Origin of the sequence: Actinomadura atramentaria DSM 43919 (assembly GCF_000381885.1) — a bacterium.
Lineage (GTDB): Bacteria > Actinomycetota > Actinomycetes > Streptosporangiales > Streptosporangiaceae > Spirillospora > Spirillospora atramentaria.
This window is the reverse complement of record NZ_KB907215.1, coordinates 139617-160934: the sequence shown is the minus strand read 5'-3', so window position 1 is coordinate 160934 and position 21318 is coordinate 139617. Positions and strand designations below refer to the sequence as shown.

Sequence of the window (21318 nt, the reverse complement as noted above, 5' to 3'; positions counted from 1 at the left end):
ACGCTGGTGGGCATGAGGAGTCCGCTGCTGGAACTGCACGGGGCCGTCGCCGCCGACGCGCCCGACGACGACATCGCGGCCCACTACGGGGAGCCCGCGCAGGAGCAGCGGGCGCTGGAATCCGGGACCGGGTTCGTGGACCGGAGCAACCGGGGCGTCGTCCGCGTCACCGGGCCGGACCGGCTGTCCTGGCTGCACAGCCTGCTGAGCCAGCGCCTCGACGTCCTCCCGCCGCACGAGCCGACGCAGGCGCTGCTGCTGGACGCCAACGGCCGCGTCGAGCACCACCTGCACCTCGTGGACGACGGGGAGGCGGTGCTCGCGCACGTCGAGCCGGGGGCCGCGCCCGCGCTCACCGCGTTCCTCGACCGGATGCGGTTCATGCTGCGCGTCGAGGTGGCGGACGTCACCGGCGAGTACGCGGCCGTGACGGGGCCGGCTTCCTTCCCCGGTCCCGCGTTCCCCGACGTCGCCGGGCTGACGACGACGCTCGTCCCGCGCGCCGAACTGGCCGCGCTCACCGCCGCGTCCGGGCTGCGGCCCGCCGGGCTGTGGGCGTACGAGGCGCTGCGGATCGCCGCGCACACGCCCCGGTTCGGCCTCGACTCCGACGAGCGCGCGATCCCGCACGAGATGGGCTGGATCGAGGACGCCGTCCACCTGAACAAGGGCTGCTACCGGGGGCAGGAGACGGTCGCGCGCGTCCACAACCTCGGCCGCCCGCCGCGCCGCCTGGTGTTCCTGCACCTGGACGGCAGCGTGGACCGGCTGCCCGCCCACGGCGATCCCGTCGAGATCCCGGGCGGGCGGACGGTCGGGTTCGTCGGCTCCGCCGCGCGCCACCACGAACTGGGGCCGGTCGCGCTGGCCCTCGTCAAGCGGAACGTCCCGGTGGACGCGGAACTGCTCGCGGGCGGGGTCGCGGCGGCGCAAGAGGTCATCGTCTCCCCGGACACCGGCGCGAACGCCCAGATAGCCCTCCGCCGCCAGCCGACCAGGCGCGCTTGACGACGACGGCTGCGGGCGTTTGCCTTCGCTGTTCGCTGCCAGTGTTTCCGAGTCCCGGCCCACGCCCTCGCCTGGTGGCTCGGACCTCACCGGGTCTGTGCGAGCGCGGCATCGTTTCGCGATCTGCCCGATGAAGCTCGCCTCCGGCGTCGCTTCACCGGCCAGTTAACGCACTCGCGCTCGGGCTGAGGCACTTTGAGGCAGACCCTCGTCCCCGAACGCCGCCCGTCCTGCCCGCAGTCCGCCCCACCCGCTGCCCGTCCTTCCCGTCCAGCCCGACGCCCACTGCCCGACGCCCACTGCCCGGCGACCGACGCCCGGCGACCGACGTCGCCGGGTTGGCGCAGTCCGGAGCGTCCTGCCGGGTCGTGCGCGATAGGGCGCGGTTCGAAGCGGTGGCTGGCGGTGCGGGCTGGTCGCGTGGGATGGTCGCGCGTGATGGGGGCGTAAAACCGGCGGTCTCCGGGCAAATTCCTCGGGATGGTGCGCCGTCGAGGGAGGGGAGCCGATGTGGCCGCTCCTGAAGGAGACGAGTACGGCGAGCCTGGGGTCGGGTCCGGCGCGGACGCGAGTGGGTCGCGCGCGAGCGGGTCCGGTGCGAGCGGCGCGAGCGGGTCGGGCGCGCGTGGGTCCGGCGCGAACGGAACGAGTGGGTCGGGTGCGAGCGGCGCGAGCGGGTCCGGCGCGGGAGCGCGTGGAACGAGCGGGTCCGGTGCCGGTGAGGTCGGTGCGGGCGGCGCCGGGACGCGTGCCGGTGGGTCGGGTGGTGTTGTCGTGGGTGGACGGCGGTCGGGTGGGCGGCGGCGTCGGCGGCCGCGCGAGCCGGTCGCGTTGTGGTGGGGGCTGTTCGCGGCGGTCGGGGCGTTGGCCGTGTGGGTGTGGTCGTGGCGGTTGGCGCTGCTCGCCGTCCTGTTGTGGTGCGTGTACGAGTTCATCGGCGTGCCCACGGTGTGCCGGATGATGACGCGGCAGGGCTTCTCGTGCCGCGAACCGGTGCGCGGGCGGCTGTTCGCCTGCGGACGCGAGCACCAGGAGTTGAAGGTCGAAGCGATCCGGCGGCTCGTCGGCCTGCGCCCGGTCGTCCGCGCGTCGTCCGGCCCGGCGGTGCGGGAGCGCGGCGCGGTCGTCCACTCGCGCGCGGCGCGGACGCGGCTCGCCCAAGCCGACCTGCTCGTCCTGGCGACGGCCGCCGCCGGAACGGTCGTCGCGCTCATCGGCAGTCTGCTCGGCCTCACCGCCTGACCCCCGCCGGCCCACGGCCTGGCCAGGACCGAGCGCTCAAGTACGCCCACCGTGCCGTTCGAGCGTCGCCGTTCGAGCCACGCGATGCCCTGTCTCGGCGTTCGGGCGTCGCTGTTCGAGTGACGCGGGTGCCTCGTCTTGGTGTTCGGGCGTCGCTGTTTGAGTGACGCGGATGCCCCGTCCCGGCGTTCGGGCGTCGCGGTACGAGTCGCTTCGGGCGACGCGCGGGCCCCGCCGTCGAGCGTCGCTGCCCGTGCTGCGGCATGGGCGCGAGTTCGCCGCCGGGTCGTTCACGGTCGGACCGGGCGGAGGGCTTGTCGTGATCGTTCGTGGGCATCGGGTGCGTGTGATGCGGCGTGTCGGGTTTCGCGGGACGTGGCGGGTTCGGCGACCCTACTATGACGTTCCGCGACGGCCGATCACTTTCCGTCATCGTCCGTCGGCGCGTGCGACGCACCGACATCGGCGCAGTAACAGCGACGAACCTGCACGCGCCGACGCGTTCCACTTCGATTCCGAGGAGCAACATGGGCCTGCCCGGCGACGTCCGGACGCGCGGCGCTGCGGGGGCGGGGACGCTCGCCCTGCTCGGACTGGTCGGCCTCGTCGCCGCCGTCCCGGCGCTCGCCGCCCCCCGCAACACCGACTACCTGTTCCTGCACTCGGCCGCCGACCTCGGCGGCGAGGAGCTGCTGATCCCCGAGCAGGACGGCTGCGTCCCGCTGTCCGCGCCGTTCGAGACGCTGTCGGCGGTGAACAAGTCGCACGTCCGCGCCGTGTACCTGTTCGAGCGGGAGGACTGCGGCGGCGCTCCGGCGGGCGTGGTGGGCAGCCGCCAGAAGGTCGCCCGGTTCGACCGGCCGATCCAGGTCGCCGCGATCCGGTTCGGGGAGTAGCGGATGGGCGCGGGGGGACTGCGAGGGGCCGTCGCGGCGGCCGCGGTGTTCGTGACGGCCGTCCCGGCGGCGGCCGCGCCGCCGCCCGCCGGGCCGGACGGCGCGGGTTCGGGCGAGCGCGTCGCGACGGCGGCCGGCCGGCCCGTCCACGGCGCGGTGGCGCGCGGCGTCAGGTTCGGGAAGGCGACGCGGCTCGCGCCGGGCGCGGTGCTGCGGCGGTTCGCGGCGTCCGGCGCGGGCGGCCCGGTCCGGGGCGTGCTCGTGGACGTCGACCTGCGGAACCGCCGGATCGGCCTCGGCCTGCTGCGTCCGCCGGTGGTCGCCGCCCGCCGGACGGTCTCGGCGATGGCCGATGCGCGGCACGCCGTCGCGGGCGTCAACGGCGACTTCTTCGACGTGGGCGGCGGTCCGAACGCCGCGACCGGCTCGTCGTCCGGACCCGAACTCGACGCGGGCCGCCCGGTGAAGGGCGCGGTGCCCGCCGGGCAGCGGTTCGGCCCGGCGTCGCCGCGCGCCGCGTCCGCCGAGGACGTCGTCGGCGTCGGCAAGGACGGCCGCGCCCGCGTCGCCCGGCTGCGGCTCACCGGCTCCGTCCGTGTCGGGAGACGTGCGGTCGTCGCGCTGCGCGGCCTCAACCAGTACGCGCTGCCGGTCGGCGGCGCGGGCGTGTTCACCGCCGCGTGGGGGAGCGCGTCGCGGCGGCGCGCGGTCTGCGGGAGCGACGCGTCGCGCGCCGCCGCGTGCAGCGCCGACACCGCCGAGGTGACGGTGCGCGGCGGGACGGTCGTCAAGGTCGCGCGCAAGGTCGGCAAGGGGTCGATCCCGCGCGGCACGACCGTCCTCGTCGGCCGCGACGGGGCCGCCGCCGCGCTGCGCGGGCTGCGCCGGGGCCAGCGGGTGTCCGTCCGCTACCGCCTGACCGGCCCCGGGCGGCTGCGCGTCGCGGTCGGCGGGTTCGCGATCCTGCGCGACGGGTCGCCGCTGCCGGGCCTCGCCGACACCGGGCCCGCGCCGCGCACCGCCGCCGGGGTGAGCCGCGACGGCCGCCGCGTCCAGCTCGTCGTCGTGGACGGGCGGTCGCGGCGCAGCGGCGGGCTGACGATGGCCGAGCTGGCGTCGCTGCTGGCCCGCGCGGGCGCGGACGACGCCGTGGACCTGGACGGCGGCGGCTCGTCCACGCTGGTCGCGCGGCGGCGCGGCGCGAAGCGGGCGACGGTCCGCAACGTCCCGTCCGACGGGCGGGAGCGCGCCGTCGCCAACGGCCTCGGCGTCTTCGTCCGCTAGACGTCCAGGACCAGCGTCACCGGGCCGTCGTTGACGAGCGCCACCTTCATGTCCGCGCCGAACCGCCCGGTCGCGACGGTCGCGCCGAGCGCGCGCAGCTCCGCGACGACCGCGTCGACCAGCGGTTCGGCGACCGGGCCGGGCGCGGCGGCCGTCCACGACGGGCGGCGGCCCTTGCGCGCGTCGCCGTAGAGGGTGAACTGGCTGACGACGAGCAGCGGCGCGCCGACGTCCGAGCAGGACTTCTCGCCGTCGAGGACGCGCAGGCCCCAGAGTTTCGCGGCGAGTTTGCGGGCCTGCTCGGGGGCGTCGTCGTGGGTGACGCCGACGAGGACGAGCAGGCCCGGCCCGTCGATCGCCCCGACGACCGTCCCGTCCACCGTCACGTCCGCCCGCGTCACCCGCTGCACCACCGCTCGCATGGTTCAAGTGTTAGCGCACTCTTGAACGTCGCGGCGACCGGGTGCGGGGACGATGATGGCGGGGACATGACGAAGGGGGCGGAGTGCGGGTCAATCCGGTGCTCGTGGAAGTGGAACGGTCCGGTTTCGTGGAGTCGCGGCATCGGGGGAGCGCCGTGGGGCTCGCCGCGGACGGGTCCGTCGCCGTGTCCGCCGGGGAGCCCGACCACCCGGTGTTCCCGCGCTCGGCGAACAAGCCGATGCAGGCCGTCGCGATGCTCCGCGCGGGCCTCGACCTGGACGGCGAACTGCTCGCGCTCGCCGCCGGGAGCCATTCGGGGGAGGACTTCCACGTCGCGGGCGTCGAGCGGCTGCTGGCGTCGGTCGGCCTGGGCGCGGGCGACCTGCGGTGCCCGGAGGCGTGGCCGCTGGACCCCGAGGCGGAGCGACAGGTCGTCCGGGACGGCGGCGGGCGGTCGGCGCTGCGGATGAACTGCTCGGGCAAGCACGCCGGGATGCTCGCCGCGTGTGTCGCGGCCGGGTGGAGCACCGACGACTACCTCGATCCCCAGCATCCGCTGCAGGTCTCGACGGCCGCGGTCGTCGCGGAGCTGACGGGGGAGAAGCCCGCCGCGACGGGCGTGGACGGCTGCGGCGCGCCGCTCTTCGCGGTTTCCGTGACAGGGATCGCGCGCGCGTTCCGGCGCCTCGTCCTCGCCGGACCCGGTACTCCGGAGCGGCGCGTCGCCGACGCGATGCGCGCGCACCCGCAGTGGACGTCCGGCACGCGCCGGGAGGAACTGCGGCTGATGGAGGCCGTCCCCGGCCTCATCGTCAAGTGCGGGGCGGAGGGTGTGGACGCGTTCGCGGCCGCCGACGGCCGGGCGGGCGCCGTCAAGATCGACGACGGCGCCATGCGCGCCCGGACGCCGGTGACCGTCGCGCTGCTGCGCGCCGTCGGGCTCGACGGCGACGCCGCCGTCCTCGACGCGCTAGCCGCGCCGCTGCTTCACGGCGGTGCCGCGCCGGCCGGAGCGGTCCGGATCGCTCCGGGTGCGCTCCTGCGGTGACACCGGGATCTGGTCCGGGGCGTAGCTGTGCGAGAACATCCCGTGCGACTTCTTCTGGAAGCCGCCCTTGACGGGACCGCGCTCCGGCGCGGGCTCGGCCTCGGGCGTGATGTGCCGCGTGCGCCACGCGCCGAACCAGGTCAGCGCGAGCCAGGCCGCGAGGGCGAGGAACAGCAGGATCGGACCCACGTAGAGGATGGTCCCGGTTCCGATCCGCCATCCCTGCGCGTGCGTGATCGCGGCCGTGATGGTTGCGTCCATGCGTTCCACCTCCTCGTCCGGGCTTCCTAGCCGGAGGGGGAGCCCTTAAACGCGGACCCAAATGGGGGCCGCTGCTCAGGCCGAAACGCGGGCTTGAGCACCGGCTCCGTCCGGTGCGCGGGCTAGACGCGGGCTTCGTCGGGTTCGGTGTCCGAGTGCGGTGCGAGGGTGGGGGCGCCGATCGTGCGATTTCGGGCCGCTGCCAGGCCGGGGGCGAGCAGCAGGGCGCAGAAGGCCAGCACCACGATGGCTGGAACGGTCCAGGAGTCGGTCGCGTCGTGCAGTGCGCCGATTCCCAGCGGGCCGACCGCCGCGATCACGTAGCCGGTGCCCTGCGCCATGCCGGAGAGCTGCGCCGCGACACGCGCGTCCCCCGCCCGCAGGCCGATGAACGACAGCGCCGTCGCGAACCCGACTCCCTGGCCGAGGCCGAGCAGCACCGTCCAGACCCACACCGAGCCGATCGGCGCCCACGCCGCCCCGGCGAACCCGGCGACGCTGAGGACCGCGGTGGCCAGGACGAGCGGCCGCTGGTCCCGCGTCCGCCGCTCCACGAGCGGGACGGCCAGCGAACCGACCGCCTGCATCAGGGACGACAGCGCCAGGACGTATCCGGCGGGTGCGGCGTCCATGCCCCGGTCCTGGCAGAGCGTCGGCAGCCACGAGATGACGATGTAGGCGAGCAGGGACTGCAACCCCATGAAGCCGGTGACCTGCCACGCCAGCCGCGAACGCCAGACGCGCGCGCCGGGCGGGGGCGCCTGCGCGGCGTTCACCGCCCGCGCCGCCCGCGCGTTCCGGACGGCGCGCGGCAGCCAGCACGCGGCCGCCAGGAGCGCCGGGACGAGCAGCAGCGCCAGCGGCGGCCGCCAGCCCCCGAGCGCGTCCGCCGCCGGAACGGCGACCGCCGACGACACCGCCGCGCCGACCGTGATCGCGACCGAGTAGACCGCCGTGATCGTCGTGATCGAGCCCGGATGGTCGCGCTTGATGATCGCCGGGATCGCGATGTTGCCGATGCTGATCGCCATCCCCGCGACGAGCGAGCCGGCGAACAGCGCGACGGGCGCGTCCAGCAGCCGCAGCGCCAGACCCGCCGCGAGCAGCGTCATCGCGGACACCAGCAGCGTCTCGCCGCGCGGCGCGCGGCGCAGGAACGGCGCGAGCAACCCGTAACCGCCGAAGAACGCCAGCGGGAGCGTGGTCAGCGCGCCCGCCGCCGTCCCGGACAGGCCGAAGTCGTCGCGGATGTCGGTGAGCAGCGGGCCGACCATCGTGATCGCGGGCCGCAGGTTGACGGCGGCCAGGACGATGAGTAGCACCCCCGCGAGGGTGCCGGCACGCCGCGCGGTCATGTCCGGCCCTCCGGGACGGTGGGCTCGCCCGCGTCGCGTCGCCCGGGCTGTTGGGCGGCGGGCTCGGTGGCGCCGTGTCCGCTGGGCTGCCGGGCGGTGGGCGCGGCAGCCTTGCGTCGTTCGGGCTGCTCCGCGGTGGGCTCGCCCGCGTCGCGTCGCCGGGGCTGTTGGGCGGTGGGCTCGCCCGCGTCGCGTCGCCCGGGCTGCTCCGCGGTGGGCTCGTCGGCGCGGCGTTGTTCGGGCTGCTCATCGGTGTCGCGTCGTCTGGGCTGTTCCGCGATGGGCTCGGTGCCGACGCGTCGTCCGGCCAGTCCAGGGGTGGGCTCGGCGGACGCGTGCCCGCCGGGCTGCTCGGCGGGGGCCTCGGCGGAGGCGCGTTCTCCGGGCTGTTGCGCGGTGGGTTTGGCGGCGGCGCGTCTGGCGGGTTGGCCGGCGGTGGGGTCGGTGCGGGTCAGGAGGCGGTCGATGACGTCGAGGGTCGGGGCGACGATCGCGGTCGCCGCGCGGGCTGCGGCCTCGCCGTCGCGGTCGGCGATGGCCTCGACGACGGCGCGGTGCTCGTCCTGCCCGGCCTCGGGGATGTCCTGGTCCAGCCGCAGGACGCTCATCGAGTCGCTCAGCCGCCGCTCGAAGAAGCGGTAGACCTCCAGCAGCATCGGGTTCCCGGCGCATTCGACGACCCCGGAGTGGAAGCGCGCGTCGGCCGCGCCGAACTCGGCGGCGCTTCCCGCGCGGGCGCGGTCGGCCAGGAGCGCGTGCAGCCGGGCGACGTCGTCGTCGGTGCGGCGGCGCGCCGCGAGCCGCGCGGCCTGGACGTCGTAGGCGAGCTGCACCTCGAACACGTCCCGCAGCGTGGCGTGCTCGACGCGGCGCAGCAGCGGACGCGGATCGGTGGTGCTCAGCACGTACGTGCCGCTCCCGTGCCGGACTTCCAGGACGCCGATGTGCGCGAGCGCCCGGACGGCCTCGCGGATCGCGGGCCGCGACACACCGAACCGCTCCGCCAGCTCGTACTCGCCGGGAACGCGGTCTCCGACGCCCCAGGTCCCGTCCGCGAGGGCCCGGTGCATCTGGTCGAGCACCGCTCCCACCGCCGACCCGCCGGCCGGGCGGATCACCATTGCGCCTCCTCGTACGAGTTGCCAGATGTCAGACATCTTACGTCTCGCCACGAAGATGGCCGCTGTGCGATGCATCACCCGCTCGCCGCGTCAGCCCGATCGCGAGCGGCGGGGCGGCGGCCAGGGAGCGTTCTCCTCGCGGGCGACGGAGACGCGCCGTTCCTGGGTTTCTCGACGGGTGACGGGTTCGCCGGCGGCCTCCGCCTCGGCCCAGCTCCGCCCGCCGCGGGTCAGCGCGCCCGCGACCGGCCCCCGGTGCGGGATCAGCCGCGACGACGGCTCGGGATAGCGGCGCTCGCGCCAGCCCCGGACGGTCAGCCCGAGCCAGAAGGCCAGCGCCGCGACCAGCAGGAACGGCATGAAGGCCGCGTACGACGGCGGCCCGTCGGGCGACGCCGCGAGCGGCCCGGCCAGGGACAAAAGGTACGTCATGCCCATCGCCCTACCCCGCAACGACCCAACGAACGGCACGAACACCGCCCCCGAACCCCAGGCCCCACCCCTCCACCCAACGCATACACGCTCGCCGCCTGTCGCCTGTCGCCTGTCGCCTGTCGCCTGTCGCCCGCCGCGCGCCGCCCGCCGCTCGCCGCTCGCCGCTCGGACACTGCACGCTGCGCGCCGCTCGGAGATTGCACGCCCGCCGCACAACCGCCGGGCGCCGCTCGGACGCCGGACGCCGGACGCCGCCCGGTGTTCGGACGCTGCACGCGCGCCGCATGACCGCCGCGCGCCGCATGACCGCCGCACGCCGCACGACCGCCGCACGACCGCTGTACGCCGCACGATCGCCGTACGCCGCACGATCGCCGTACGTTGTTCGGACGCCGCGCGCGGACATCGCGTAGCCACCGGCGCGGCCGAGCCGCAGATGTTGCATTCAGTTCGCCGGATGCCGCACGGACGCCGTGTGAAAGCCACGTGGACGCCGCACTGCACGCCGATGCTCGCGCACCGCGTTCAGCGCGCCGGGCACCGCGCGTGAGCGCCGCCCGGACGCCTCGCGGGCACGCCGCCCGCGGAGATCCGACGCAGCATGCGATACCGCGCGGCAGAGCTGTGGACACCCTGTTCAGCACGCCGACCGCCGTGCGGGCCGCCGCGCCTGCGCGTGGACGTCAGGCCGCGGTTGCGGATGCTCGCGCGTTATCGCGCTCAGCGCGCCGGCCACGGCGTGAACGCCGCGTGGGACGCCGTACGGGCGCGACCCACCTGGGCCTCTGGGAGAGCACACGGGTGCCGGCGCTGGCGCCGGCCACAGCGCGGATGCCGTACGGGCCGCTGCATGGGTCGCCGTGCGGATGTCGCGCACGGCGTGCGCGGACACCCGCCGCCGTGCGCAGATGCGCCCGGGTGTCAGAGCCACGGATGTCGGATTCAGCGCGCCGGGCATCGCCGCGCGGACGCTGCACGGCACGTCGCGCGGGGGCCCGGCGCGGTACGCGGATGCCCACGTGGCGGAGCTGCGGGCGTCGCGTTCAGCGCGTCAGACGCTGCGCGGACGTCGTCCGGGCGCGTCGCACGGGCGTGCTGCACGGGCACGCGGCACGGACGCGCTGCACGGAGGCGTAGCCGATCCGCGCGGCACGGGCGCGCGGCACGGACGCGCTGCCCGTACGTGCTGCCCGTACGTGCTGCCCGGACGCGCCGCGTGGATGGGCTGCGTGGATGGGCTGCGTGGATGGGCTGCGTGGATGGGCTGCGTGGATGGGCTGCGTGGATGGGCTGCGTGGATGGGCTGCGTGGATGGGCTGTCGACGCGACGCCGACGGGCCGGGCGGATCGCGTGCGGAAGCCGCCGTTCAGAGGCCGCGGGACTGGGAGATCGCCCCCGAAGTCGTCAACGTGAAGGTCCGCATCGACTCGGCGAAGCCGGAGAGGTCCCATTCGGCCGGGCCCTCGTACCAGTACAGGTTGTCGGCGCCCGTGGCGCGTTCGCCGGCGTCCTTGACGGTCTCGGCCCAGCGCGGGACGACGCCGAACACCACCGCGTACGGCAGGAAACGCGAGAACAGCGCGATCCGCTGCGGCGACGCCTCGGCCGCGGACTCGGGGATCTCGCCGCGCTCCAGGAACGCCCGGAAACCGATCATGTGGGCGAGGACCGTCGAGCCCTGGGCGGTCTTGGCGGGCATGTACTGGCCGCCGTAGGCCATCGCGGCGCCCGCGATGATCGCGGCGAGTCCGGCGAGCGCGAAGTCGGTGGTGAACGCGAGCGCGGTCGTCGCGGCGATGCCGAGGACGGTCAGGACGAGCCCCGCGACCGTCCACCGCGACCGGACGGTGTCGGGCCGCCGTGCGAACCACCCCTGGTCCACGACGTCCTGGTACATCGCCGACCGGACGCGGGCGAGGCTCGTCGCGAACGCGCCGCCCAGCTCCGAGAGCTTCACCGCGTCGCGCGGCGCGCCGTCCGCGTCGGTGAACAGGGCGTCGAACAGGACGCGCTCGTAGTTCAGCAGTTCGTCGCCGGGCCGGTCGAGCCGCCGCAGCGTCCAGTCGAGCCGCCCGGTGACGGCGCGGTCCTCCTCCTCGATGAGCAGGAAGCCGCGGACGGCGAGGTCGACGATGGTGGCGGTGACGTCGATGACGTCGGCCTGCTCGTCGATGAGCGTGCCGATCTGCCCGGGCCGGACCCCGTCCGGCGGTTCGAAGCCGCGCGCGGCGGCGAGGTGCGGCGGGTCGTCGTCGGCCCCGGCGGCGTCCGGGACGAGGTGGGCGCGGTCGCCCTCGGCGGCCTTGCGCCCGACGACGCGCGCGTCCCGTCCGCGCAGCAGGTAGAGCAGCACGAATCCGCCCGCGAGCAGCACCAGCAGGCCGAGCAGCGCCCCGCCGGTGACGAGGTTGACGGAGAACGCGGTCGCGGCCGTGTGCCGCCGCTCGAAGATCGCCGCGCCGCCGGTGGTGCCCGGCGGGAGGCCCGCGACGACGGTCAGGTACTCGCCGGGCAGCATCGTCTGCTGGTCGTAGATGCCCTGCGTGTGCGTGTGGTTCGTGTAGTACTGCGTGCAGCCGATGACGCTGTCGAGCGGCCCGGCGAAGCAGTTGACGTTGCGGATCATCGCGTCGGCGTCCACGGTGACGTGCGCCTCGTCCAGCGGCACCCGCCAGCCGCCGACGGCGGGCCAGCGCAGTTCCTCCAGGCCGCCGGACGGCGCGACGATCCCGCGCACCTCGTAGGTGAGCGTGAACGTGCGCGTCCCGGTGAGGCGCTGCGGTGCGGCGAGCGTGACGACGGTGTCGGTGCCGTCGTGCCGCGTCCCGGCGACGCGCAGCCCGCCGTCCGCGCGCACGCCGGAGACGCGGTACACGCGGTCCTCGGTGACGCTGCGGTGCTGGCGCGTCGCGAACCGGCGCTCCACGCGGTCCTGCCCGTCGAACCGGTACGTGATCGTCTCGCGGACCTTCGCGACGCCGTGCTCGCCGACCGTCAGCGCCACGTCGTCCTTGACGACGCGCTCGTCGGCCCCGGCGGCGTGCGGTGCGGCGGAGGCGGCCGGGGCGGGGACGGCGAGCGACAGGGCGACGGCGGACAGGGCGGAGAACAGGACGGCGAGCGCCCCGCGCGGGCGACCCGTGGTCGCGTGAGCCGGCATGGCCGCAAATCGTAGCGGGAAGACGTGCGATGATTTCCCGCTATGGCAGGTCATCGCTCCCCTCCGCCCCCGTACCGCCTGCCTGAGCGCCCCGACGGCCAGGTCCGGACGTACGCGCACGTGCCGCGCCGCCGCCCGCCGCGCCGCTCGGCGGGCGGGACGATCGCCGGGCTGATCGGCGGGCTCTCGGCCGTGCTCGTCCTCGGCGCGCTCGGGTTCGCCGGGTACGACGCGCTGACGCAGGGCTCGGCGCACGGCGTGGCGGCGGGCCGGCCGGTGGCGCGCAAGGTCGCGACGGAGAACCGGCTGTACGCGTCCGGCAAGCTCGTGCCGATCCGCTGCGCGCTGCCGAAGCTGACCGACGAGGGCGCGTCGATGCGCCGTTTCATGGAGACGTTGAGCGACTGCCTGGACGCGTCGTGGAAGGGCCAGTTCCGCCGCAGCGGGCTCGGCTACGACGCGCCGCACCGTGTGTTCTGGGTGCAGCCGGGCCGCAGCCCGTGCGGGTCGTACCCGAGTCCGGGGTCGTCGGCGTTCTACTGCCCGGCGAACAACACGATGTACGTGGGGCTGGAGCACGTCGTGGAGACGTCCGGCGGGGAGCCGCTGTCGCACTACGCGGTGTTCGCGCGGGTCATCGCGCACGAGTACGGCCACCACGTCCAGGACCGCGCGGGCATCCTCGCGTACGGCCAGCAGGAGATGGAGCAGGGCGACGACCTGGCCCGCACCGAGGCGAGCCGCCGCATCGAGCTGCAGGCGCAGTGCCTGGCCGGGGCGTTCCTCGGCGCGGAGCGGCGGACGCTGCCGATGACGCGGCTGCAGTACGAGGCGATGCTGAACGACGTCCGCAACCGGGGCGACGAGCGGCAGCCCGCCGACCAGCGCGACCACGGCTCCGGCAAGCACTACGCGGGCTGGCTCGCGCGCGGCTTCAAGGGCGACGGCCCGGACGTCTGCAACACCTGGACCGCCCCCGGCGACGACGTCTCCTGACGGACCGAGCCCCCTGATCCCGCGACACAGGTCACTCCGTCCGATGATGGAGGGGCGGCCTGTGACGGGACTCACCGCGAAGTGCTAGCTGGCGCGCTTGCAACTGCAAGCACCATGACGCAGGGTGGAGACATGGCAAGTACCAAGGTCGGCTCGATCGGGGAGTACATCCGGGAGCAGCGCACGCGGGCGAAGATCTCGCTGCGCCAGCTCGCGGACGTCTCGGGGATCTCCAATCCCTACCTGAGCCAGATCGAGCGCGGCCTGCGCAAGCCGAGCGCGGAGATCCTCGCGCAGATCGCCAAGGGTCTGCGCATCTCCGCCGAGGCGCTCTACGTGCAGGCCGGGATTCTGGAGGACCGCACCGCCGACACCGACGTGCAGGCCGCGGTCCGGGCCGACCTGCTCCTCACGGAGCGGCAGAAGCAGGTGCTGCTCGACATCTACGACTCCTTCCGCAGGGAGAACGACGCCAACGGCGTCCCGGTCGGGCAGCCGCAAGCCCTGAGAGAGGATGAGGTCGGATGACCCTCGCCAGCAACCTCCGTGACAACAAGGTCTTCTACACGGTCGCGGGCGCGGGCGACTTCGCGGTCGAGAAGCTCCGCGAAGTGCCCGAGCAGTTCGACAAGGCCCGCGAGAACGCGGAGAAGTACCGCACGGAAGTCCGCAGGAACGTCGAGAAGTACCGGGCCGAGGCCCGCAAGAACGTCGAGAAGTACCGCGCCGAGGTTCGCAAGAACGTCGTCCGGTACCGCGAGGAGGCCGAGGGCAACGTCGGCCGCCTCCAGGAGCGCGTCGAGCTGAAGGACCTCCCGAACGCCGCGTCCTCCTACGTCACCCAGATCGGCAGCCGCACCGTCGAGTTCATCGACGGACTCGCCGAGCGCGGCAAGAAGGTCGTCCACCGCACCGCGACCGAGGTCGTCGTGACGGCCGAGGCGGTCGCGGAGGTCGCCGCCGACGACGCCGACCAGCCCGCCGCCAAGGAGAAGGCCGCCGAGGCCAAGAAGACGGCCCGCGCGCAGACGCGCTCGGCCGCCAGCACGCGCAAGACCCGCTCCTGAGCGGGACGGGCAGGGGCCCGGCCGGGAACAACCGGCCGGGCCCCTTCGTCCTCTCCACAGGGGACGCGCCCCTGCTCGCCGCGCCGCCGCGGCGCGCGTAGGGTGCAGGCGGAACCCCAGGGACGGCGGCGCGCCGCGCCGCCCGAGACAGGCGGGAGCGTGCAACCCCGGTGACCGGCCTCAATGTGCTGGAGTACTTCTTCTGGCTGCTCCTGCTCATCGCCTTCGTCATGGAGGCGTTCGCGCTGGTGGACTCGCTGACCGTCCCGGCCGGCGCGTACGCGGCCGCGAGCAAGCAGAGCAAGAAGCTGTGGACGATCCTGCTCTCGGTCGCGAGCGTCATCGGGCTCGCGTGCGTGGCGCTGCCCGCGCAGGGCGCGTCGCCGATCAGCCTGACGCTGGGCATCCTGCCGGTGGCGGCGTTCATCGCGTCCGCCGTGTACCTCGCGGACGTCCGCCCGGCGGTGAAGCCGTTCAAGCGGCGCCGGGGCGGCGGCGGGTCGTACGGCTCCTGGTAAGCCGGCGTCCGCCCGGACGCTTCGCCCGAGGTCGGGTGCGCGGGCACGGCTCGGTCGGTCGGTGTGCCGCGCGGAGGTGATCCGGCGGCTCGTTGTGCCGGATGACCTGGTGATCCCCGTGGGAGGTTTCGCCCGAGGTCGGGCCGCGCTGAGTCGGTGCGCCTTGGATGACCTGGTGATCCAGCGCCCGCCGCGCGGGTGCGACGGGGCGGGTCGGGGCGCCGGGCGCGGGGTCGCGGGCGCCACCGCTTCCCCGCGCCCGGCGGTCTAGGAGGCGGGCGCGCGCAGCGCGTCCACCGAGGCCAGGCCGCGTTCGACGATCGTCAGCGCGCGGTCCAGCGCGGCGCGCATCGCGTCGGGCGCGTAGCCCTCGCGGCGGCAGTGGTCCACCACCGAGCGCAGGCCGCCGAACGCGCTGCCCGCCGCCGCGACGACGTCGATCTCGTCCATCTCCGGACACAGCGCGCGCAGCAGCTCCTCGATCTGCCGCTGCGTCTCGACGAGCCGCTGGAGCGCGCGGGCCCGCAGCGCGGGCCGGTCGAGGATGAGCCGCGCGCACGCCGCGCCGGGCCCGCCCGGCCGCTCGACCAGCGCCTCCATGCCGAGGACGGTCGCGTGCCGGATCGTCTCCAGCGGCGTCTCGCCCGGCGGGCGCTCGGCCAGCCGCCGCCCGACCTGCGCGAGGCGCTCGTCGATCTCGGCGAAGAGGACGTCCTCCTTGCTCGCGAAGTAGCCGAAGAACGTGCGGGGCGAGACGTCGGCGGCCGCCGCGATGTCCGCGATGGTCGTCTCCTCGTAGCCGCGCTCGGCGAACAGGCGCAGGGCGGCGGACGCGAGCGCGTGCCGGGTGCGCTGCTTCTTGCGCTCCCGGAGGCCCGTCGCCGTGTCCGTCATGGACGCGGAATCTACCATCACTGCAACTTTGCAGCCAGAGCAGAGTTCAGTCGAGGTACGTGAAGCGCGGTTTGGGGTGCATGAGGAAGTCGTGGTGGGAGATGTTCCAGGCGTACGCGCCGGCCATCGCGAAAGCGACGACATCGCCGACGGCGAGCTGTCCCGCGTCGACGCGGCGGGCGAAGACGTCCTTGGGGGTGCAGAGCTGTCCGACGAGGGTGACGGGTTCCCCCGTGTTTGGCTGGCCCGCGCGCGGCCCGCTGCCGCCTTGGTGCAGGACGGTGAACGGGTGGTCGTGGTTCTTGGTGACGGGTGTGCGCAGGTGCATGGTGCCGCCGCGTAGGACGGCGTACCACTCGCCGTGCGCGCGCTTGATGTCCAAAACGTCGGTGAGGTACCAGCCGCCGTAGACGGTCACGGCGCGGCCGGGTTCGATGCGCAGCGTCTCGCCGGGGCGGGCGAGGGCGCGCAGGCCGGTGGCGTGGGCGGCCCAGTCGAAGCGGCGCGCGGGGTCGGTGTAGTCGACGGCCATGCCGCCGCCGAGGTTGAACTCGGGCCGGTCGACGCCGAGGCCGCTCAGCCAGTCGCGTGCCCAGTCCAGGACGCGCGCGGACTGCGCCAGCATCGCGTCGGCGTCCAGCCCGGACGCCAGGTGCGCGTGGACGCCCCGCAGCCGGACGTGCGGCGCGGCTTCCAGGATCGGGCGGCATTCCTCGATCGCTTCGGGGTCCATGCCGAACGGCCCGGACATGGCCAGCGCCGCGCCTGCCCGGCCGCCCGCCAGGTTGACGCGCAGCAGCACGTCCGCCCGGCGATCCGCGGCACGGGCGATCGCGGTGAGGCGGCGCAGCTCGTAGGGGCTCTCGACGTGGACGCGCTCGACGCGGTGCTCCAGCGCGGCGCGCAACTCCTCGTCGGTCTTGCCGGGCCCGCCGAACGCGATCCGCGCGTCCGGCAGCACCGCGCGGACGTGCGCCAACTCGCCGCCGGACGCGACCTCGATCCCCGCGACGTGCGGCGCGAGCGCCCGCAGCACCGGCGGTTCGGGATTGGCCTTGGCCGCGTAGAACAGCTCGGCCGCGCCGTCCAGCGCGGCGGCGATCCCGGCGACGTGCGCGCGCAGCCCCGCCAGGTCGTACACGAACGCGGGCAGCGCGCCCGCCGCCTGCTCCCGAACCCGCTCACCGATCACTCAGCGCCCCCAAGCCTGCGGCGGCCCTACGACCGCGGTCGTCCGGCAGTGTTCCAAACCCAGCCCACCCGAGCGAAAAACACCAACACCACCCACCTCACCCAGCTCCCGACTGCACCGCCCAGCCCAGCCCCCGCACCGTCCGGCGGAACCCGTTTACCCCCGCCGCCCAGTCCGGCGTACCCCACGCGGCCCGTGCGCGTCGCGCCCCGGTCCGGAGTGCCCAGCGCCGTCCGCGTCGTCCCGCGCGCCGCCGCACTGCCCGGCGCAACTCGTGCGCCGCGCCGCCCGGTCCGGCGGGCCCCCGCTCAGAACGGCCCGTGCGCTGCGCGCCCCGGTCCAGCGCCGTCCAGCGCCGTCCAGCGCCGTCCAGCGCCGTCCAGCGCCGTCCAGCGCTGTCCGTGCCGCCGCGCGTGGAGTGCATGCCTGCATTGTTGGACCTTGCGCGGTGCGCCTTGGAGTGGGCTCGCGCCGTCGCGGGCCGCACGTCGTGCGAGGGGTGGGAGATGGAGGGGCGGGGCACCGGTTTGTGGCTATAGCTCCGGTGCCCCGCCGTGTGCGGGGGCCGATCTTCAGGTTGCCGACCGTGGAAGGCGGCCCCCGCAGGTCATCGGGTTTCCGCGGGTGCGGCGGGTTCGGGGTTGGGGGCGGTCGCGGGGGCGGAGCGCTGGAAGAGGACGAACATCCACAGCATCGACGGCACGAGGATCACCGCGCCGACGCCCAGTGCCGCGAAGACGACCTGGAGCACGGCGTCCTGCGCGGCGGCGGCGTCCAGGTCGAGGCCGGCGCGGCCGACCGCGCCCCACAGCACCGACACGACGGCGAGCGCGCCCGTCACCCGGACGGCGAGCAGGTGGTGCCGGGCGACCAGGACCAGCGACGCGACGCCCGCGACCGCGGACACGATGATCAGCGGCGAGTGGACGCCGAAGACCGCCGCCCCGGGCAGCGCGAGGACGCCCACGACGATGCCCGACAGCAGCGCGTACCCGCGGAACCGCAGCGCCGCGTCCTGGTCCGCGAGCCGCCGCGCGTCCCAGATCAGGTAGACGGCGGCGAGGTAGGCGCACAGCATCGTGGTGAGCGCGCCGCCGTACAGGCCCTCCAGCGAGAGCCACCCGTCCGCGCCGGTCGCGATGGCCGTCGCGACGGCGCCGAGGCAGAACGGCGTGAGGACGGACGAGATCCCGAACACCCACCCGTACCGCCCGCCGTGGTCGGGCACGGCCTTGGCGAACACGAACGCGCTGCCGCGCGCGACGATCCCGAGCGCCGCGAGCGACAGCGGCACCCAGTGCGCGGTCATGATGTCGGCGAAGACGGGCGGGAACGCGGTCCACGTCATGACCATCACGAAGATCAGCCAGACGTGGTTGGCCTCCCACAGCGGCCCCATCGCGTGCTCGATGACCTCGCGGTCGGTGCGGCGGTTGCGGGTGAACATGTGCCAGAGGCCCGCGCCGAAGTCCGCGCCGCCGAACAGTAGGTAGGCGGACAGTCCGGTGACGATCAGGGCCAGGGCGGCGTCGGCGTAGCTCATCGGGCGCTCCCCACGGGGATCTCGGGCTCGGAACCGGAGTCGGGCGACGGCCCGCCGGGCTCGGCGGGATCGCTCCCGATCTCGGGTCGGCGGCGCATCCGGCGGAGGACGCTGACGGTCGCGAAGCCGAGGACGGCGTAGACGGCGAGCACCGCGTACAGCCCGTACCGCAGGCCGGAGCTGGGGTTGACGGCCTCTTCCGTCCGCATGACCCCGTACACGATCCACGGCTGGCGGCCGACCTCGGTGGTCGTCCAGCCCGCCTCCATCGCGATGATCGCGGCGACGCCGGCCGTCAGGGCGGCGCGCAGGAACCAGGGCTTCCACGGCAGGTCGACGCGGGCGGCGAGGCGGCCGCCCCGGCCGAGGGCGCGGCGGCGGACGAACCAGGAGAAGCCCCACCAGGCGGCGAGCGCGAGCAGGAACATCCCGATCGTGATCATGATCTCGAAGGACGTCTTGACGACCTCGGCGGGCGGCCGGGCGTCCGCCGGGATCGAGTCCATGCCGCGCAGCGTCGCGTGCGCGTCGAACTTCAGCATCAGCGACAGCATGTTCGGGATCTCGATGACCCCGAACTTGAACGGGACGCCCGCCTGCGTGTGGTCGATGCCCTCCATCGCGGCGAACTTCGCGGGCTGGTGGTCGGCGACGAACCGCGACGCGAAGTCCCCGACGATCACCTGGAGCGGCGCGCACACCGCGCCGAGCGTGAACGGGATCGCGAAGCCGAGCCGGTGGTAGCGGTCAACGCGCCCGGCGCGGCGGTCCCGCAGCAGCGCGACGGCGTACACCGACGCGACGAGGAACCCGCAGACCATCAGCGAGGCGAGGATCAGGTGGACGGCCTGCGTCGGCGTCGCCGGGTTGAACATCGCGGCCAGCGGATCGACGTCCGTGACCTCCCCGTTCACCAGCCTGAATCCGCGCGGCTGGTTCATCCAGGAGTTGACGGTCACGACGAACGTCGCGGACATCACCCCGGCGACGGCGACGGGAATCCCGGTGAGGAAGTGCGCGCGCGGGGACAGCCGGTCCCAGCCGTACAGGTAGATCCCCATGAAGATCGCCTCGATGAAGAAGGCGATGCCCTCCATCGCGAACGCGGCCCCGAAGACCTGGCCGTACTTGTCCATGAAGCCGGGCCACAGGGTGCCCATCTCGAAGGACAGGACGGTCCCGGACACCGCGCCGACCGCGAACAGGACGCCCGCCGCCTTCATCCAGCGCCGGGCGAGCTCGGCGTAGACGCGGTCGCCGGTGCGCAGCGAGCGCCACTCGGCGAGCAGGGTGAGCGCCGGAAGTCCGATCCCGATGGACGCCAGCACGATGTGGAACCCCAAGGTGAACGCCATCTGCTGACGCGCGGCCACGAAGTCGGCCGGTGTCGCGGCGCCCTCGGCGAGGAACTGCACTGCGGTGCTCATGCCACGCAATGTAGTACTACGAGCCGTAGTACTTAACCCCGTAGTACTACCCGGCGTGGTGACTTGCCTCTCAGTCGGTTAACCTTGAGGTCGTGAAGGGTCTAGGAGAGCTTGAACGCACGGTCATGGAAGTCCTCTGGGATCGGGAGGACGCCGGCCGCGGAGCCGCCACCGCGCGCGACGTGAGCCGCGCGCTCGCCGGCGACCGCGACCTCGCCCACACCACCGTCATGACCGTGCTCGACCGCCTCGCCAAGAAGGGCTTCCTCCGCCGCTCCCGCGACGGCCGGGCCTGGCGCTACAGCCCCGCCGCCAGCCGCGAGGGCTACGTCACCGAGCTGATGCTCGGCGCGCTCAACGAGACCGGCGACCGCGACGCCGCGCTCGCCCATTTCGTCCGATCGGTCTCCCGTGATGAGATGGACGTGATTCGGCAGGCCCTCGCCGACCTCATCTCAGCCAAGGAGCCACCGGAATGACCGGAACGGCGCTGCTCGCCCTGCTCTCGCTCGCGACGATCGGGGGAGCGCACGCGCTGTCGAAAGCCCGGTGGCCGTGGCGCGCGCCGCGCATCGGCATCGCCCTGTGGCAGGCGCTCGGGCTGAGCTGGGGCACCGCGACGATCGGCGCGCTGCTCGGGCTCGCCCTGCTGCCCTACCGCCGGGGCGTCGCGGGCGGGCTGCCGGGCCTGTTCGCCGACCAGGCCGGACGGCTCGACACGCTGCACGTCGTGGCGCTGCTCGCGGCCGTCGGGCTGACGGTCGTGCTGCTGGCCATGCTCATGGGGGCGGTCGTCCGGGTCGTGCGGGCGCGCCGCCGCCACCGGGCCGTCCTCGCGCTGGTCTCGCGGCGCGACTCCGCCGTCCCCGGCACGCTGGTCCTCGACCACCCGGGCGCGGCGGCGTACTGCGTCCCGGGGGTCCGGTCCTCCAAGGTCGTCGTCAGCGCCGGGACGCTCGCGCTGCTGGACGCCGACGAGCTCGCCGCCGTCCTCGCGCACGAGCGCGCGCACGCCCGCGAGCGGCACGACCTGGTCCTGCTGCCCTTCACCTCGCTGCGGCAGGTCTTCCCGCAGATCCGGCTGGTCGGGCGCTGCCTGGACGCCGTCGAACTGCTCATCGAGATGGCCGCCGACGACCGCGCCCGCCGCCACCGCTCGCCCCGCGAGCTGGCGACGGCGCTGCTGCGGTTCGCCGCCGCCCGGCCCGCCGCCGCGCCGCGCGGCGCGCTCGGCGTCGCGACGGCCGACGACATCCCGGTCATGGCGCGGGTGAACCGGCTGCTGGAGCCGAAGCCCGTCCGGCGGTCCGCGCGGCTCGCCGCCGCCGTCGCCATCCCGGCCATCGCCGTCCTCCCCGTCCTGCTGTACGCGCTGCCGCACTAGTCGGTGTTTCCGAGTTCCGGCCCGCGGCCCTCGCCTGGCGGCCGGGCCTGCGCGAGCGCGGCA

Annotated in this window: 21 protein-coding genes; 11 read left to right on the top strand and 10 right to left on the bottom strand. The window is 74.6% G+C overall.

Annotated elements, in window-relative coordinates:
• Positions 1–12: 12 nt before the first annotated feature.
• From ygfZ to G339_RS34620, 4 genes are all read left to right on the top strand, one after another.
• Complete coding sequence (ygfZ, locus tag G339_RS0120125) at positions 13–1008, top strand: CAF17-like 4Fe-4S cluster assembly/insertion protein YgfZ (RefSeq protein WP_019632871.1); 996 nt, start codon at positions 13–15, stop codon at positions 1006–1008.
• 774 nt (positions 1009–1782) lie between these two features.
• Positions 1783–2250, top strand: a complete 468-nt coding sequence (locus tag G339_RS34625) for a hypothetical protein (RefSeq protein WP_051107899.1) — start codon at positions 1783–1785, stop codon at positions 2248–2250.
• Between the two features lie 527 nt (positions 2251–2777).
• Complete coding sequence (locus tag G339_RS0120115; protein ID WP_019632869.1) at positions 2778–3146, top strand: hypothetical protein; 369 nt, start codon at positions 2778–2780, stop codon at positions 3144–3146.
• Between the two features lie 3 nt (positions 3147–3149).
• On the top strand, positions 3150–4430 hold the full coding sequence (locus G339_RS34620; RefSeq protein ID WP_019632868.1) for a phosphodiester glycosidase family protein: 1281 nt from the start codon (positions 3150–3152) through the stop codon (positions 4428–4430).
• Here the strand turns inward: G339_RS34620 and dtd are convergent.
• Positions 4427–4852 carry a D-aminoacyl-tRNA deacylase gene (gene dtd, locus G339_RS0120105; RefSeq protein WP_026341612.1) on the bottom strand — a complete coding sequence of 142 codons (426 nt, stop codon included), beginning with the start codon at positions 4850–4852 and terminating at the stop codon, positions 4427–4429. The two genes, G339_RS34620 and dtd, sit on opposite strands and share 4 nt — an antisense overlap.
• Positions 4853–4935: 83 nt before the next feature.
• Here dtd and G339_RS0120100 point away from each other — a divergent pair, with 83 nt between their 5' ends.
• A complete protein-coding gene (locus G339_RS0120100) occupies positions 4936–5901 on the top strand; it encodes an asparaginase (protein WP_019632866.1) in 966 nt (321 codons plus the stop codon).
• Here G339_RS0120100 and G339_RS0120095 read toward each other — a convergent pair.
• The 5 genes from G339_RS0120095 to G339_RS0120075 form a co-directional block, all read right to left on the bottom strand.
• Positions 5824–6162 (bottom strand): hypothetical protein, encoded by a 339-nt coding sequence (locus G339_RS0120095; RefSeq protein WP_019632865.1) that lies wholly within the window; start codon positions 6160–6162, stop codon positions 5824–5826. The genes G339_RS0120100 and G339_RS0120095 overlap by 78 nt on opposite strands.
• A 122-nt stretch (positions 6163–6284) precedes the next feature.
• A complete protein-coding gene (locus G339_RS0120090) occupies positions 6285–7517 on the bottom strand; it encodes a CynX/NimT family MFS transporter (RefSeq protein WP_019632864.1) in 1233 nt (410 codons plus the stop codon).
• Positions 7514–8638: an FCD domain-containing protein gene (locus G339_RS39940; protein ID WP_019632863.1), complete on the bottom strand. Its 1125-nt coding sequence runs from the start codon at positions 8636–8638 to the stop codon at positions 7514–7516. The genes G339_RS0120090 and G339_RS39940 overlap by 4 nt, the downstream gene beginning before the upstream one ends.
• A gap of 90 nt (positions 8639–8728) precedes the next feature.
• On the bottom strand, positions 8729–9070 hold the full coding sequence (locus tag G339_RS0120080) for a hypothetical protein (RefSeq protein ID WP_157407909.1): 342 nt from the start codon (positions 9068–9070) through the stop codon (positions 8729–8731).
• A gap of 1370 nt (positions 9071–10440) precedes the next feature.
• Positions 10441–12234, bottom strand: coding sequence for a DUF2207 domain-containing protein (locus G339_RS0120075; RefSeq protein ID WP_019632861.1), 1794 nt, complete (start codon positions 12232–12234; stop codon positions 10441–10443).
• A gap of 42 nt (positions 12235–12276) precedes the next feature.
• Here G339_RS0120075 and G339_RS0120070 point away from each other — a divergent pair, with 42 nt between their 5' ends.
• The 4 genes from G339_RS0120070 (at position 12277) to G339_RS0120055 (ending at position 14815) form a co-directional block, all read left to right on the top strand.
• A complete protein-coding gene (locus G339_RS0120070) occupies positions 12277–13230 on the top strand; it encodes a neutral zinc metallopeptidase (RefSeq protein WP_084693334.1) in 954 nt (317 codons plus the stop codon).
• Positions 13231–13362: 132 nt separating this feature from the next.
• Complete coding sequence (locus G339_RS0120065) at positions 13363–13758, top strand: helix-turn-helix domain-containing protein (RefSeq protein ID WP_019632859.1); 396 nt, start codon at positions 13363–13365, stop codon at positions 13756–13758.
• Positions 13755–14297, top strand: a complete 543-nt coding sequence (locus G339_RS0120060; RefSeq protein WP_019632858.1) for a hypothetical protein — start codon at positions 13755–13757, stop codon at positions 14295–14297. Before G339_RS0120065 ends, G339_RS0120060 begins: the two co-directional genes overlap by 4 nt.
• Positions 14298–14467: 170 nt before the next feature.
• Entirely contained in the window at positions 14468–14815 is a 348-nt protein-coding gene (locus tag G339_RS0120055) for a DUF2516 family protein (protein WP_240489860.1), read from the top strand.
• A 267-nt stretch (positions 14816–15082) separates the two neighbouring features.
• Here the strand turns inward: G339_RS0120055 and G339_RS0120045 are convergent, their stop codons facing one another.
• The 4 genes from G339_RS0120045 to G339_RS34610 all read right to left on the bottom strand — a co-directional run bounded on the left by G339_RS0120045 (position 15083) and on the right by G339_RS34610 (position 19871).
• Positions 15083–15709 carry a TetR/AcrR family transcriptional regulator gene (locus G339_RS0120045; RefSeq protein ID WP_019632856.1) on the bottom strand — a complete coding sequence of 209 codons (627 nt, stop codon included), beginning with the start codon at positions 15707–15709 and terminating at the stop codon, positions 15083–15085.
• A gap of 46 nt (positions 15710–15755) precedes the next feature.
• Positions 15756–16901 carry an alanine racemase gene (locus G339_RS0120040; protein WP_019632855.1) on the bottom strand — a complete coding sequence of 382 codons (1146 nt, stop codon included), beginning with the start codon at positions 16899–16901 and terminating at the stop codon, positions 15756–15758.
• Between the two features lie 607 nt (positions 16902–17508).
• Complete coding sequence (locus tag G339_RS0120035) at positions 17509–18444, bottom strand: cytochrome d ubiquinol oxidase subunit II (RefSeq protein WP_019632854.1); 936 nt, start codon at positions 18442–18444, stop codon at positions 17509–17511.
• On the bottom strand, positions 18441–19871 hold the full coding sequence (locus G339_RS34610) for a cytochrome ubiquinol oxidase subunit I (protein ID WP_033323695.1): 1431 nt from the start codon (positions 19869–19871) through the stop codon (positions 18441–18443). Before G339_RS34610 ends, G339_RS0120035 begins: the two co-directional genes overlap by 4 nt.
• A gap of 92 nt (positions 19872–19963) precedes the next feature.
• Between G339_RS34610 and G339_RS0120025 the strand changes: the two genes are divergently transcribed.
• Together G339_RS0120025 and G339_RS0120020 are read left to right on the top strand one after the other, a co-directional pair.
• Positions 19964–20350 carry a BlaI/MecI/CopY family transcriptional regulator gene (locus G339_RS0120025; RefSeq protein WP_084693333.1) on the top strand — a complete coding sequence of 129 codons (387 nt, stop codon included), beginning with the start codon at positions 19964–19966 and terminating at the stop codon, positions 20348–20350.
• Entirely contained in the window at positions 20347–21255 is a 909-nt protein-coding gene (locus G339_RS0120020; protein ID WP_019632851.1) for a M56 family metallopeptidase, read from the top strand. The genes G339_RS0120025 and G339_RS0120020 overlap by 4 nt, the downstream gene beginning before the upstream one ends.
• Positions 21256–21318: the final 63 nt, after the last annotated feature.